This is a genomic window from Kineococcus anabasis, from assembly GCF_054590795.1.
On the sequence record NZ_BAAIHU010000008.1, the window covers coordinates 133,626 to 147,632 of the forward strand.

At 67.3% G+C, this 14,007-nt stretch carries 8 protein-coding genes and 1 pseudogene; 5 read left to right on the plus strand and 4 right to left on the minus strand.

The window, feature by feature from the left end; translation table 11 throughout:
* Positions 1-517: 517 nt before the first annotated feature.
* Entirely contained in the window at positions 518-1,177 is a 660-nt protein-coding gene (locus ACYQBY_RS14195) for a LysE family translocator (RefSeq protein WP_459644521.1), read from the plus strand.
* A 360-nt stretch (positions 1,178-1,537) separates the two neighbouring features.
* A pseudogene (locus ACYQBY_RS14200) lies at positions 1,538-1,801 on the plus strand (HD domain-containing protein); the annotation flags it as partial.
* Positions 1,802-2,122: 321 nt separating this feature from the next.
* Here the strand turns inward: ACYQBY_RS14200 and ACYQBY_RS14205 are convergent.
* From ACYQBY_RS14205 to ACYQBY_RS14215, 3 genes are all read right to left on the minus strand, one after another.
* Entirely contained in the window at positions 2,123-3,235 is a 1,113-nt protein-coding gene (locus ACYQBY_RS14205) for a hypothetical protein (RefSeq protein ID WP_459644522.1), read from the minus strand.
* Positions 3,236-3,336: 101 nt separating this feature from the next.
* Positions 3,337-3,576: a hypothetical protein gene (locus ACYQBY_RS14210; protein ID WP_459644523.1), complete on the minus strand. Its 240-nt coding sequence runs from the start codon at positions 3,574-3,576 to the stop codon at positions 3,337-3,339.
* Between the two features lie 185 nt (positions 3,577-3,761).
* Positions 3,762-4,340 carry a nuclease-related domain-containing protein gene (locus ACYQBY_RS14215; RefSeq protein ID WP_459644524.1) on the minus strand — a complete coding sequence of 193 codons (579 nt, stop codon included), beginning with the start codon at positions 4,338-4,340 and terminating at the stop codon, positions 3,762-3,764.
* 1,917 nt (positions 4,341-6,257) lie between these two features.
* On the opposite strand from ACYQBY_RS14215, the gene ACYQBY_RS14220 reads away from it, so the two are divergent.
* From ACYQBY_RS14220 to ACYQBY_RS14230, 3 genes are all read left to right on the plus strand, one after another.
* The gene (locus tag ACYQBY_RS14220; protein ID WP_459644525.1) at positions 6,258-11,348 is read left to right on the plus strand and encodes a polymorphic toxin-type HINT domain-containing protein; all 5,091 of its coding nucleotides are present in this window, start codon (positions 6,258-6,260) and stop codon (positions 11,346-11,348) included.
* Positions 11,349-11,351: 3 nt separating this feature from the next.
* Positions 11,352-11,921 (plus strand): hypothetical protein, encoded by a 570-nt coding sequence (locus tag ACYQBY_RS14225; protein ID WP_459644526.1) that lies wholly within the window; start codon positions 11,352-11,354, stop codon positions 11,919-11,921.
* A gap of 1,073 nt (positions 11,922-12,994) precedes the next feature.
* Positions 12,995-13,558 carry an HD domain-containing protein gene (locus tag ACYQBY_RS14230; protein ID WP_459644600.1) on the plus strand — a complete coding sequence of 188 codons (564 nt, stop codon included), beginning with the start codon at positions 12,995-12,997 and terminating at the stop codon, positions 13,556-13,558.
* Here ACYQBY_RS14230 and ACYQBY_RS14235 read toward each other — a convergent pair.
* Positions 13,530-13,997, minus strand: coding sequence for an NUDIX hydrolase (locus tag ACYQBY_RS14235; RefSeq protein ID WP_459644527.1), 468 nt, complete (start codon positions 13,995-13,997; stop codon positions 13,530-13,532). The genes ACYQBY_RS14230 and ACYQBY_RS14235 overlap by 29 nt on opposite strands.
* Positions 13,998-14,007 lie beyond the last annotated feature (10 nt).

Here is a 14,007-nt window from a genome sequence, read left to right on the forward strand (position 1 = left end):
GCTGGTCCCCGCACCTGCGTCGTCCAGAGTCTCCGGACCACCACACCGGCGTGGGAGGCCCTACCGCTCCTAGGATCCGGTTGACCGTGCCGTGACGATGGGCCGGCACAGGGACCAACCAGGCCTGGCGGAGGCTCCGGCGCCTCGCGCTCGTGCGAGGTGGCCGCACCGCCGCCGAAGCGCGGCGACAGCGGGTGGGAAACAGTCCATGAACATCCACTGCTCCCGGCACAGCGAGCTGATCGGCGCGGTGGACGAGGCGCGCGCGGCACCACCGGAACACCGGTGCTCCGCGTCACCCCGGTGGAGGCTGGCCAACCCGGTTCCCCGTCGCGCGAGTCACCCGTGGGCGCGTGGCGCCTGAGCCACCGAGGAGGGAACCGGCCCTCAACGATCGTCTGCGAAGATGCTGCCCGACCGCCAGGCGCACGGCGCGGTGGCTGCTCCAGCCTCGAGCCCACCTGCGACATCCGGCCTCCACCGGTCGAACGAGGAAGCCCTCGGGAGGAGGGGACACATGGCTTCGGTCGGCACGCTCGTGCCCGTCAGCGCCGAACAGGTGGTGGCTCTGGCCGCCGCGTGCGCCGTGCTCATCATCATGCCCGGACCCAGCGTGCTGTTCGTCGTCGGACGCGCTCTCAGCTACGGCCGCCGCGTCGCGCTGTCGAGCGTGCTGGGCAACATCACGGGTTCCTTCCTGGTGGCCGTCTGCGTCGCCCTGGGTCTCGGAGCGCTGCTCGAGGCGTCGCAACTGGCGTTCTCGGTGCTGAAGCTGGTCGGCGCCGCCTACCTCGTGTGGTTAGGCGTGCAGGCCCTGCGGGACGCCGGTCACGTTCCAGGACCCGCTGTGGTGGCAGGCGATCCGAGTTCCTGGCCGTCGGTGCGCTCCGGTGTGGTGGTGGCCGTCACGAACCCCGAGATGTACCTCGTCTTCGCAGCGGTCATCCCACCCTTCGTCGACCGCGCTGCTGGTCACGTGACGGCACAGATGCTGCTGCTGTCACTCGTCCCGCTCACCATCGGTCTGCTCACCGGGTGCGCATGGGCTCTGGCCGCCGGCCACACCCGCACATGGCTCGCCTCTTCGAGCACGCGCCTGCGGACGTCGGGTCGCGTCGGCGGGGCCGCGCTGATCGCGTTGGGTCTCTTCCTGGCGGCCACCGGTTGGGAACGCTGACCGCAGGGTTCCGGCACGACGAGGAGCGTCCGGCGACGATGGCGCGGAGCACAGCGGTGCACCCATCTCGAACAGGTCAGCAGCCAGCGGGTCGATGGTCACGGCACCGAGCAGTCCCTGACCGTCGCACATGTTGCATGACCGAGGGCCAGAAAGCCCAGGACGTCACCGGTGCTTCGTTCAGCCGCGGGAGCGGTGCAGCAGAGGCAGTCCCCCTCTGCCAGCGCCCCTGGTGCTTCTACCGATCGGTCGACGCCGTGGACATGGGCCCTCGACGGCCGTTGCACCGAACGGTGGCAGCGCCAACCAGCAGGTCGCGGCTGCAAAGTAGGATCATTCGAACGTTCGATCGGAGCATCCATGCCCAGCGTCGTTGAGTGGTCTCAGCAAGTCGCGAGGTCGGCGCTGAGTCCGCTGGGGCGGCGCTGGCGGCACGTGCAGCGGGTGGCGGCCCTGGCGGAGGCGATCGGCTGCGCCTTGGGCGATGACGGCCCCACGCTCGTGTCCGCTGCCTACCTCCATGACATCGGCTGTGCCCCCGAGCTGGCGCACACGGGCTTTCACCCCCTGGACGGTGCCCGCTTCGCCCGCGAGCACGGTCACGAGCAGCTGGCCCTGCTCGTGGCACACCGCTCCGGTGCCCGCTACGAGGCGAAGCTGCGCGGCTTCGACGACTACGAGACCGAGTTTCCCTTCCTCGACAGCCCACTGGACCAGGCCCTGACCTACTGCGAGCGGGAGATGCGGCACTCCTTCGGGTCACTGCCCTCCGACAGCGGCGTGCCCATCGAGGAGATCGCCCGCCTCGTCGGGCACAGCAGCACGGCTGTGACCGAGCTGGTCCACCGCCACCAGCTCCGCCCCGTGTCGCAGAGTGGAGCGACGGTCACGGACCGTCTGTTCGCCTTGGCGCAGGACGACGGTCGCGACGAGTGGTCGCCGGTGTCAGTGCCAGTTCGGATTCATCGTCAGCGTCGTCATCGGGTCGGCCATCCATGCGTCGAACTCGTCGACCGTGACGAAGAGCGGCTGACCGGAGAAGCACCGGGCGACCTCGGTGAGCCGCTTGAGCGCCTCCTCCGGCGAGGCGGTGGTGGCTGCGATGAGTGCGTCGTCCAGGAGAGGGCTGACGGTGGTGGTGACGTGGGCGTTGCGTTGCTCTCCTAGCGCGTGTTCGGCCTCGGCGAGCAGCAGCGCTGTGGCGAGGGCGGTCGCGGCTTCGTCCTCCAGGGCCTCGATCCGTTCCTCGTCGAGGTGGTCGGCGCGTGCGGCGGTGATGGCGGTGCGCAGGGCGGCTTGGCAGCAGCGGGCGGCGAGGTCACCGGAGTCGAGGTCGCCGCGGGCGAAGGCGATCCCGGCTTCGGTGATGTCGATGACGGCCTCGGCCATCGCGGCCGGTGATGATCCTCTTCCGAGGGCGGCGGGCAGAGTTCCGGCCTTGGCGGCGATGCCGATGCTCTTGCCCAGGCCGGCGATCGAGCCGGAGCGGACGGCGCCACGGGCGGCGGCCTTGTGAGCCCGAGTGGTGGTCACCGGGCGGCTGCTCACGATCCCGGCGTGCAGGGTGTCGGTGACGTGTGCGCGGGCGTCGGCGTAGTCGGCGTAGTTGATTTCTTCGGGGTTGAGGGTCAGGCGCCGGTCGAGCAGGTCCTCGACCGTCTTGAGCTGGTCGACGGCGATGAGGCGCTGCATCCCGTCGTAGCGGTCGTTGGCGATGCTCCTGGCGGTGGTCGTGGCGCGACCCATCAGCTTGGCCTGCGCGGCGGCCAGCAGGCGCTGGCCGTCGAGGATGTGCAGATCGGCCGCTGCGTTCTGCGACCCGCCCGCTGCCCACTCGGTGGTGGGGGCACGCAGCGCCGAGCCCTTCTTGATCGCGTTCCGGTTGAAGGACGCCTCGTGCATCACCTCGAACAGGTGCCCGGCACGCTGCGGCAGGCCGGTGTTGCGGTGCCGGGCCGCGATCTGCTGAGCGATCTCGCGGATGCGCAGTGCTTCTGCGGTCTGGTCAGCCAGCTTCCGGGTCGAGGCGTTGACCAGCGCCCAGGTCGCCGCATCCATCCCGCTGCGCAGAATCTTGGGGCGTCGGCGGGCAGGCTCATCGGGTTGGTCAGGCGCGGCAGGGTCACCGAGCTCGTCGGGGTCATCAGGAGCATCCGCGCTCACGAGGCCGGCCCGGTGGTCAGTGCGTCTCCAGCAGGCACGGAGCCGTCGTCGCTCAGATCGTGCAGCCGCTGGCGGGCATCGTCGACGACCTGACCGGACAGGTCGGTGACCACTCCGTCGTCGTCGGTCAGCGGCGTGGACATGATCGAGAGGATGGTTGTCACCAGGCTCACGACCGTAGCCACCTGGGTGCGCTGGACCGGCGAGTAGGTGGCGTAGTCGTCGTTGGCCCCCACGAGGGTCTGGAACCGGGGCAACTGCAGACCTTCAGCGACGACGCTGTCGGATCGGAGAGTCGCCTGCGCAACGCCTTCGCGGACCAGCGGGTCAAGCTCGCCACGACAGTTGGACAGCTAGCGAGCCTGCCTCCTCGACTGACGGGTGCACCCCCGTCCGCCCTCAACGGGCGTTGTGATGGACGTCAGTGCGCGGCAGGGAAGCGGACGGCGAGATAGCGCGCCAGGGCGTCGCGGTCGTCCGCTGTCAGGTCGCCTGCACGCTTGAGGATCTTCGTCAGGCCACGGTGTCCGACCAGGGGCACGTCGCCGACGGTCTCGCCGAACCAGGGCAGCTCCGTACCCATGAAGCACAACGCCCCCTGCACCGGCACGCTCGCACCCACCCGTGCCAGCTCCGCGGCCACGGCCTGCACCTGACCGGCCAGACCCTCCAGCAGCCGGGACTGGTCGCGTCCGTTGATGTACAGCGTCTCGGTGCGCCGGGTGAGCAGACCACCGGTGCGGCGGACCTCCAGGGCGCCGGTGTGGGTCTTGGCGTCGATCACCCACACCCCGGAGGCCGCCACGGCGAGGTGGTCGATGTTGGCCCTGGACAACCGCCCGTCCGGGCGGCGCAGGCGCCGGTCGTGCAGGACGGCGACGTGGGTGCCGGCCAGCCCTTCCAGCGTCGCGCCCACGGCCCGCTCGCCGGCGGCGCCCTGCGCCCAGACGCGGGTGCTGGCCGGCTCCTCGCTCAGCGCCAGGAGCAGTCCCCCGAGCAAGGGGTGGCGGGCACGCACATCCTGCTCGCGCTGCCTGGCGCGGCGCTCGTACTCCTGCTGCGCCGAGGCACCTGCTGCGCCACTCGGGGTCGACCGGCCCCGGCGGGGCGCCGACATCGCCGGGGCGGGAGCCGCGGTAGGTGCGGAGGAGGCCGCACTCGTCGGCTCGGCGCCGACGCAGGGCAGGCAGCGGACCGTGCGCGGTCCGGGCTCCCAGGCGGCCTTGGATCCCACTGGTAGGGCCTGGCGGCACCCGGCGCACTCATCGGCTCGTCGCAGCGCCAAGACCTTCACCACGGCTGCATCGGCTGGCGGAGGCAACGACCACAGGAAGATCACCCGGAAGGGGCACACCTGGGGAGCACGGTGCGGCTCGTCCCGGGATGACCCTTGAAGAGCTCAGGTACTCAGTCAGGTACTCACTTCACCCTCGCCAACGCCAGAGGCCCGCACCCCGAGGGGGTGCGGGCCTCTGACCTGCAGTGATGCTGGTGGGCCTAACAGGATTTGAACCTGTGACCTCTTCCTTATCAGGGCTGTGAGCGGGCGGTCGGAGTGCAGGTCGAGCGCGTCGACACCCGCTCCGACATGGGGCGATGCAAGTCGAACAGTCCACCACCGTCCACACAGAGCCGTCGCCGTTGTCACTCAGTTGGGTACTCAGCGGCCCTCGGAGAGCCGAGGCACGCGCTGGAACACGCGGGGGTGTTCCAGCCCTTCGAGACTCGACGACCGCAGGGCGATGCCAGGACCACGGCATCCTTCCAACGGGGGACAGCGGGGACACCAGGGACACCTCACGCCACTACGCCTCGCTCCTGACCGGTCGATCACGTCAAGACTGATCTTGTTCGCCTGCAGGGGCCGATAGCTACGGTGTTGCCCGACACCGACCCGTCGCATTCGAGTCACCTCACGGCAGGCATTTCGAGCACCATGTCATGACTGTTGAAAGGGATGCCATGACGGCCTTGCTTTACAAGTCTCGCACCCGCGTGGCGTTGATTCCACCCACAAGCGCCGGAACCGAAACGCCCTGTCGCTGAATCATGCATTATTGGCGAAGTCCGAACCTCGCACCATGCTCTCGCTGCGCGACATTGCACCAGTATCAACGAGCCGGGAGACATCAATGTCATTGAGCAAATGAGGCAGGTCCCGCTCGGCGGAGTGCCCCTGCGCATCAAGCAGAGCACTATCGCCAATTCGGCACCCGCGCCGCACTACTTCATTTTCTGGACCAGCAGGACCAGCAGGGCAGCCCTCATGACATGGCGCCCCACGTCCAGCAGAAAGCAGTTTGAGTTTCTTCGCTACCACATGAGCACTTCAGGGGTCCATAAGAATAGATCCCTGTCGCAACGAGGTGAATGAGGCTGAGTCCGCCCAGACTTGAACGACGCAGGCTGACCGCAGATACCAAACCGCTCGTCGTGCCTGCCATGTCACAGCACCAGCATGCGTCGACTGCTCCTCCATGATCAATAGACTCATTACTGCACCGACTCATCGCCTACTCGGCTCACGGAGACTGCTCCGCATCGGTGAACCATCAGCAGATCAGACCACCTCGCGTGGTGACCGTGGGTTACTCGATGAGTCGCCGCGTGTGCCCATCGGGGGTCAGCGGGTCCAAGAGCGTCGCTGGGAGTGCTGATGGGTCACGGCTTGCGCGGTGTAGTTGCTCACCTTGCTGCGGTAGCGATGGTTGCAGGCGGGTTGTCGGCGGCGACCGTGGCCAGCGCTTCCACGGAGAGCGAGCAGACCACGACAGTGTCGAGCGGTCCGCCTTCGGGTTGGGACCGCTCCCCGGCGCCATGGACGTACTACTACCGGATCGCCGCTCCATCGGATCAGCCTGAGTACCCCGAAGTACAGCTGTCCGTGGGGGCATCTGGGGGTCCGGACGCCGCCACGGTGACGATCACCACGCCCGCGAACGAGAAGGGCACATCGACGGTCGTCCAGGACGTGAGCGTTAATCTGCAAGGAATGGTGAGCTGCGGTGGCGGTTCGCCGGAGCTCTGGACCCTGGCCGGCGAAATGGGCGTCTACGGCAAAACCATCTCCACGAGCGCCCGAGTCGGCGACGTGTACGGCCAGTATAAGCACTGCATTTTGAAGGAGATTACTCGCGCACAGATCCACGCCAACGAGTCGCCAAGCGGCCCATGGGGGCTCTGGGCGACTTGGACCGCCGGGCAGGCAAATTCTTCGCCCGATCCGGGCGACGGGGATCCGGGCGACGGGGATCCGGGCGACGGGGATCCGGGCGATGGGGACCAGGGCATCGGCACGGATGAGACTGCTGGCGGCAATCCGTCCGAAAACAATGCAGGAACCTGTGCGGGCGATCCGATCTGCGTGGTGACGGGTGACTTTTTCCAGTCGGAGACCGACGTATCCCTGCCGGGACGCGGCTTTCCCCTGACTGCGTCGCGCACTTACTCAGCACACAATGCCGGACGCGTGGGTCGCTTCGGGTATGGATGGGCGGACCCGTTTGGTACGCGTCTCGTCGTGCCCGCACCTTTCGACGAGTCCAAGTTTGAGGAGTGTCATTTTTCGGGCTTGCCGGGTACGTCGCAAGATGCTTCGTACCTCGAAGAGTGCAACGCTCAGCGGGATGCGGAGATGGCTACCGCCAAGGCGGAAGCGGCAAAGTATTTTGTGCTGCAAGAGACTGGCTCGACGGTGACTTTCACCCGTGGAGTGGGTGACTCGTTCACTGCTCCAGCTCGCGTGCTGGCGGACCTGCGGACCAACACGGATGGCACCTTCACGATGGTGCGCCGAGGTAAGACGTTCTTCACGTTCGCCGCTGACGGCGCCCTGGTTGCGATCCGCGACCCGCATGGCAACGCGGTCACCGTGGAGCGCGATGCTGCCGGGCGGGTGTCGCTGGCGCGTTCCTCTTCGGGTCGATCGCTGACGTTTACCTATGCCGGTGAGTTCGTGTCCTCGGTGACGGACTCGGCGGGTCGAGTGGTGAAGTACGTGTACGACACCGCCGGCGACCTGGTCTCGGTGACCGACCCCGCGGGCGCGGTGACGTCGTACACGTACGACGAGAACCACCGGATGCTGTCGCAGACCTTCCCGGACGGGAAGAAGGTCACCAACGTCTACGACGAGCACTCTCGTGTTGTCAGCCAGTCCCAGACGGTTTCCGCGACCCAGTCACGCACCATGACGTTCTCCTACGACGTGGACAACACCACCATCACGGAGGCGGACGGCACGAAGCGCATCGTGCGCCACTCGGGCCTGAAGCTCACGTCGCAGACCTTTGCCGCAGGTACCCCGGCGGAGGCGACGTACGAGTACGCCTACACTCCCGCGCTGAACCTGGCGTCGGTCACCGACCCGCTGGGGCGGGTCACCAAGACCAGCGACGACGCGAGCGGCAACATCACTTCCCGTACTGATGCCGCTGGGCGCACTTCAAGCTTCACGTACGACGGTGACGGGGACCTGACCTCGGTCACCGACCCCGCCGGCGCCAAGTCGGCGGTTGAATACGACGCCGCCGGCAACCCGGTGAAGGTGACCGACGCCCTCGGCGCGGTCTCGACGTTCACGTACAACGCCGATGGCACGGTCGCCACGTCCACCGACGCGATGGGCCGGACCACCTCCTACGCTTACACCCCTACCGGGGACCTGGCCTCCGCCACGGACGCTGCAGGTGGGGTGACGACGTACGCCTACGACGCTGCTGGCCGGGTGACGTCAACGACGAGCCCGACCGGGCGGGTCACCACCTTCACTTACGACGCGGGCGACAGGGTCGTCAAGGCCACCGACCCCACCGGTGCGGTGACGTCGTTCACCTACGACGCCGCGGGCCGGCTGACCTCGACCACCGACCCCCTGGGCCGGGTGTCTAAGGCCACCTACAACCTCATGGGTGAGCGGCTCACCGCCACCGACCCCACAAGTGCGACGACCGCGTTCAGCTATGACGCTGTCGGGCGTCTGGCCTCGGTCACCGACGCTGCGGGCAACGTCGCGAAGCAGGCCTACGACCCGGCCGGTCGGGTGGCTTCGATCACGGACGAGCTCGGCCGCGCCACGACGTTCAGCTATGACACGGCGGGGCAGCAGGTCAGCGCCACCGCGCCGTCGGGTGCGACGTCGAAGACCACCTACAACGCCGATGGATCCATCGCCTCCACCAGCGATGCGCTCGGGCGCACCACGACGTACGCCTACGACACCGCCAGGCGCGTCATCGCGGTGACCGACCCGCTGGGGCGGACCTCGCGCACCTCCTATGACGCCGTCGGCCGAGTCACCATGGCCACCGCCGCCGACGGCACCTTCCAGACGTGGACGTACAACGCGGCTGGTCAGGAACTCACCTACCGCGACCAGGCGGGCAAGACGACCACCTACACCTACGATGCGGCCGGTCGCCGCGTCGGCGCGAACGTGCCCGGTGGTGGGCTGACCACCTACGACTGGACGGCAGAGAACGAGCTGGCGAAGGTCGCCACCGGCGTGGTCACGACGACCGCCGCCGCCGGCACGACCACCACGCAGGTGGGCGGTGCGGCCTACGTCTACGACAAGGCCGGGCGCCTGGCCAACATCGACCACGCCGGCACCACCCCCGACGTCTCGTTCACCTACGACGCGGCGGGACAGCGCACGCGGATGGTCGACGGCTCTGGTACCACCACGTACACCTACGACCCCGCCGGGCGCACCACCCGCGTCGCAGCGCCCACCGGTGCTACCGCCTTCGCGTACAACGCTCTCGGGCAGCAGACGTCCATCACCTACCCCGACCTGCGCGTGGCCACCTACACCTACGACGCCGCCGGGCAGATGACCAAGGTGTCCGTCCCCACCGGCGCCGCCAGCGGCACCAAGGCACCCACCGGAACCGCCGCGGTCGGCACGTTCACCTACACCGCCGACGGGCAGCTCGCGTCACTGGCCAACGCCAAGACAGGCGCGTTCCGCAGCTACGACACCGCCGGGTTCCTCACCGGCCTGAAGGTCTCCCCCGTCACGACCTCCAGCACCGGTGTCGTGTCCGCCACCGGAACAGCCCTGTCGACCTACTCCTACAGCTACGACATGGCCGCCCAGCTCACCGCTCAGACCGTCAGTGGTGGGGTGGACACCTCCCGGCAGTACGGATTCAACGCCCGTGGGCAGCTCGACAAGCTCACCAACACCGGCACCGCCGCCACCAGCGCCACCCCCAGCGGCGCGTACACCTATGACGCCGTCGGCAACGTCACCGCGACCCCGGCCGGGGACGTGCTGAACTACGACGCCACGGGCCGGCTCACCGTCCGAGTTCCCCGCGCAGGCCCGCAGGTCAGCTACACCTACGACCTCGTCGGCAACCGCACCGCAGCCACCACCGCGGCAACCAGCACCACCCAGGCGTCGATCAGCACCTACGCCTACGACGCCGCTGACCGCCTGGCCAGCGCCACCGTGCCGACCGCCAAGCTCGGCTACACCTACGACGGCGACGGCCTGCGCGTGGCCCGCGCCCGCACCGCCACCGGTTCCACCACCACGACCAGCGAGCGGTTCGCCTGGAACACCACCGGCGCCCTGCCGGTCATGCTCGCCGACGGGGCAACCGACTACATCTATGGCCCCGGCGCCACCCCCATCGCCCAGATCGATCGCAAGGGCGGAGCGGTCACCTGGCTGCACACCGACCTCACCGGTTCGGTCACCACCCTCACCAGCGCCACGGGCACTGTCACCGGTCGCGCCGCATACGGCCCCTACGGCGCCCGTGAGACCTCCACCGGCACCCTGTCCCGCTTCGGCTACGCCGGGGAGTACACGGACGTCGACACCGGCCTGGTCTACCTGCGCGCCCGCGACTACGACCCCGCCACCGCCCAGTTCCTCACCCGCGACCCGATCGAAAACCTCACCGGGGAGGCGTATGGCTACGCCTCCGGCAACCCCCTGCAGTACGGCGACCCCACCGGACTGGCCAGCACCCGCGCCGGGTGGTTCAGCTGGAGCGACCTCGGCAACGACATCCTCACGAGCGCCAGCACTGCGGCGACCGGCTTCGGTGACGGCGCCACGGACGACTGGACGAAGTCTGTCCGAGAGACTATGGATCCCGGTACCAGTTGCTTCGTCGACAGTGGCGCCTGGAACTACAAGCTCACCTGGTGGCTAGGTGCTGTCGGCGGCGAGATCGTCCGCACGAGGCACATCAAGGAGGCGCTGCCGAGGCCCGAACTGGTCGGTTGCCTGCTGCGGCGTGACTCCTTCACCGCCGACACCCTCGTGGTGATGGGCGACGGGCGACGCAAGCCCATCGCCGAGATCAAGGTCGGCGACCAGGTTCTCGCCACCGACCCCGAGACCGGCCGCACCGCTGTGCGCGAGGTCACCGCCGTCCACATCAACAACGACGCCGAGTTCACCGACCTCACCGTCACCGAACCCGACGGCGACCAATCAGTCATCAACACCACCCAGCATCACCCCTTCTGGAACGCCACCACAGAAGAGTGGGAAGACGCCGTCGACCTTGGTGTCGGCGAGCAACTCCTCACCGACACCGGCCAGCGCGCCACCGTCACCGCCTCGCGCTCCTTCATCGGCGCGAACGTCATGTACAACCTCACCGTCGCTGACATCCACACCTTCTACGTCTTCGCCGGCGACACCCCGATCCTCGTCCACAACACCAACTGTGGCGGCTGGGGAGGATTGCGAGGGGATGCATACGACCCGGCAGTCATCGCTCAGCGCAGCGCCGAGTGGGCCGCCCGCATCGCGAACATCAACGGTAGGGCGGCCCAGCGAGCCGTTGATCGAGGTCAGGCTCCTCGACAGATCGGTCGAATCGATGAGCCCGAGGAGAGCGTGCCGGGAAGCCAGTGGCATGCTCAAGGCCCTGGAAGGGGAAGCCCTGGCATCAACATGGACGGCAGCTTCCATGACGGGAACCCTCACTGGCCTGGGAAGGTTATTGGTTGGCTAAGGGACTACGGATGGCAGGTGTGAGCGATGATGCGGATCGAACCCCCAACGCATCTTGCCGAATTTAGCTCCGTCATGAGGGCAGAGGGCATCACCGGACCGGAAGTGTTCGGTGAAGTTGAGATCTTCGACGAGACCCCTCTGTACTCGCGCCTACATCAACTTGCCTTTCTTGCGCCCCTGAGCATCAGGGAACAAAATCGCGCGCTGATTAGGGTGGCAACTTGGCTACTCGAAGAGATCGAGCGGCATAGACAGACCGTGAAGCGTGATGACCCAAGCATCCTGCAACTGGTGTCATTAACGGGGTGGCAACTCGATGGAGACGACGGGCGCACAGTTTGCAATGATGGACAACTTGATCTCATCAAGCCGCACATCTGGGAGGGTAACCTGACCCATGAACACATGCGGCACTGGGGCGTACATTCACCTCTAAGCCGTGGTGCTCAATTCGTCATGGAATCGATCGGCTACCGGGATGCATACGATGTCTTCGAAGGAGATATAGATTTCAACGGCTCTCGATGCCCTAGGCGCATATACGTCTCCCTGAGAGGAAGTGTGCCAATTCATAGGGTGCGGCGTACCGACTAACTCGGCGGGAATCGATCAGTTGGCCATTGAATTGGGTCACGAGCGAGGGAACTACTAGTAGCGGCCGGGCGCTACTGCAAGACTCAAAGCGATTGGGCGTGCATTGTTGTCGGACGTTGAGAGCAGCTATCTTCTGGCGTGGCACACATTGCCATGGCATGGCGGCTTGATGGCACTTTCACTGAGAACCGGTCACGTCATTGAAGGGTGTTCCGCAACCACCAGGAGCTGCTCTACCTTCCCGGTTCTCCTTGCTGCCTGTAGGCGTGAGCGAGTTCGATGTGTAGGGCAGCACCAGCACGCGCTGCCTAACCAAGCGGGCGCCAATTTACGTTGGAGCACCGATTTTTCATCGCCGGCGCACGCCAAGCAGTGCCGGCGCCACCGAGCGCGCCGCCTCTCATCGAGCGGTAGAAGCGGCAGCACCTCACTGTCGCCGCGATCTAACACAGTCACGGCGTCGTCGGGCATCTTTGCGCACGATTCAAGTCGTCGACCGCAGTGGCTGACTCCCCTCGACCTCCGGGAGCTATTACCGCAGCAGGTCGGCACCGACTCGCCCGCAGCCTGCAGTGCAGCGCCCATCTGCGTGAATCTTTGATCCGACTTTCCGCGGCGAGAAGCGCGTAGGTCTGCTAAGCGGTGACGTACGTGACGACACCGGCGTCCTCCGATGCCTGCGCGAGTCCCCGCGCCCTACGGTGCTGCTCCCAGCACCGCTTGGGCCTGCTGAGGTCCAGCGCTTGCCAGCCCGCAGGGGCTACCGTCCCGGCTGCGACGCCAGCCAACTCGCGCTTCACTGCCCTGAAGGGGTAGCTGATCAGTTCGCTGATCCCATTCACTTGCGCCTCCACTTGGGGAAGGAGGCGCTCAGTGCCGAGGCTGCGGTCCAGCCTTCGGTCGAAGACCTGTCCGCTCCGCGTCCACGCTCGACACCAGCCGAGAAGCCGCACCAGCGGCGACGTGAGCGACTTCAGTGAACATGGGAGCCAACCGCCAACTCGACGCCCCGCACCAGCGGGGGAATAGCATCCGCGCTGTCGAGGATTGGAGCCACGGTGACAAATGCGACGGTGGAGTGGGCCAGGCAAGCCTCGGAGGCTGCTCTGAGCCCTCTAGGGCGACGGTGGCGGCATGTACAGCAGGTGGCCGCCCTCGCCGAGGTGGTTGGCGGGGCCTTCAGTGAAGATGGTCTTACCCTCATCGCGGCGGCCTACCTGCACGACATCGGCTACGCCCCCGGGCTAGCGCACACCGGCTTGCACCCCCTCGACGGTGCCCGCTTCGTCCGCCAGCACGGCCACGAGCAGCTCGCCCTGCTGGTGGCGCACCACTCCGGTGCTCGCTACGAGGCGAATCTGCGCGGCTTCGACGACTATGAGGAAGAGTTCCCCTTCCTCGACAGCCCGCTCGACCAGGCGCTCACCTACTGCGACCTGACGACGAGCCCGGACGGTGAGCGTGTAACCCTGGCCTGGCGGGTGCAGGAGATCACCAGCCGCTACGGCCCCGACCACACCGTCGCTCGGGCGATCAACGCGTGCGTGCCCGAGTTCGAACGGGCACAGCGCGACACCGAGGCCCGGATGGCCGAGGCCGGTGTGGTGGTCAGCGGATCGCTGGCACTGCCCCGCTGAGGTGGTCGAGGATGCGGGCGCGGATGGAGTCGACCATCGGTAGCTCCTCCACCTCGGCCGGGGTGAACCAGGCGACCTCGTGGGATTCGTCGCTGGCAGTCAGCTCCCCGCCGGTGACGCGACCGGAGAAGCAGATGGAGAACTCCTGGCGGACCTCGCCGTTGTCGTAGGCGAAGACGTGCTTGGGGTCGCTGTAGATGCCGACGATGCCGGTCAGCTCCACGTCGAGCCCGGTCTCCTCGCGCACCTCGCGGACGGCGCAGTCCCCGAGGGACTCCCCCAACTCCATCTTCCCCCCGGGCAGGGCCCACTTGCCGTTGTCCCGCCGGCGGTGCAGCAGGATGCGCCCGTCCTCGTCCACGATGACGGCAGAGGCCGCCGGCACCAGCGAGTTGGCTGGCGGTGCGGCCGGGTCGTCGTAGAAATCGCGTCGTCCCACAAGCTGCTCC

Excerpts from the sequence above, each read along its gene's own strand:
- ACYQBY_RS14195 (WP_459644521.1), top strand. The coding sequence starts at position 518 with ATGGCTTCGGTCGGCACGCTCGTGCCCGTCAGCGCCGAACAGGTGGTG.
- ACYQBY_RS14205 (WP_459644522.1), bottom strand. The coding sequence starts at position 3,235 with ATGGATGCGGCGACCTGGGCGCTGGTCAACGCCTCGACCCGGAAGCTG.
- ACYQBY_RS14225 (WP_459644526.1), top strand. The coding sequence starts at position 11,352 with ATGATGCGGATCGAACCCCCAACGCATCTTGCCGAATTTAGCTCCGTC.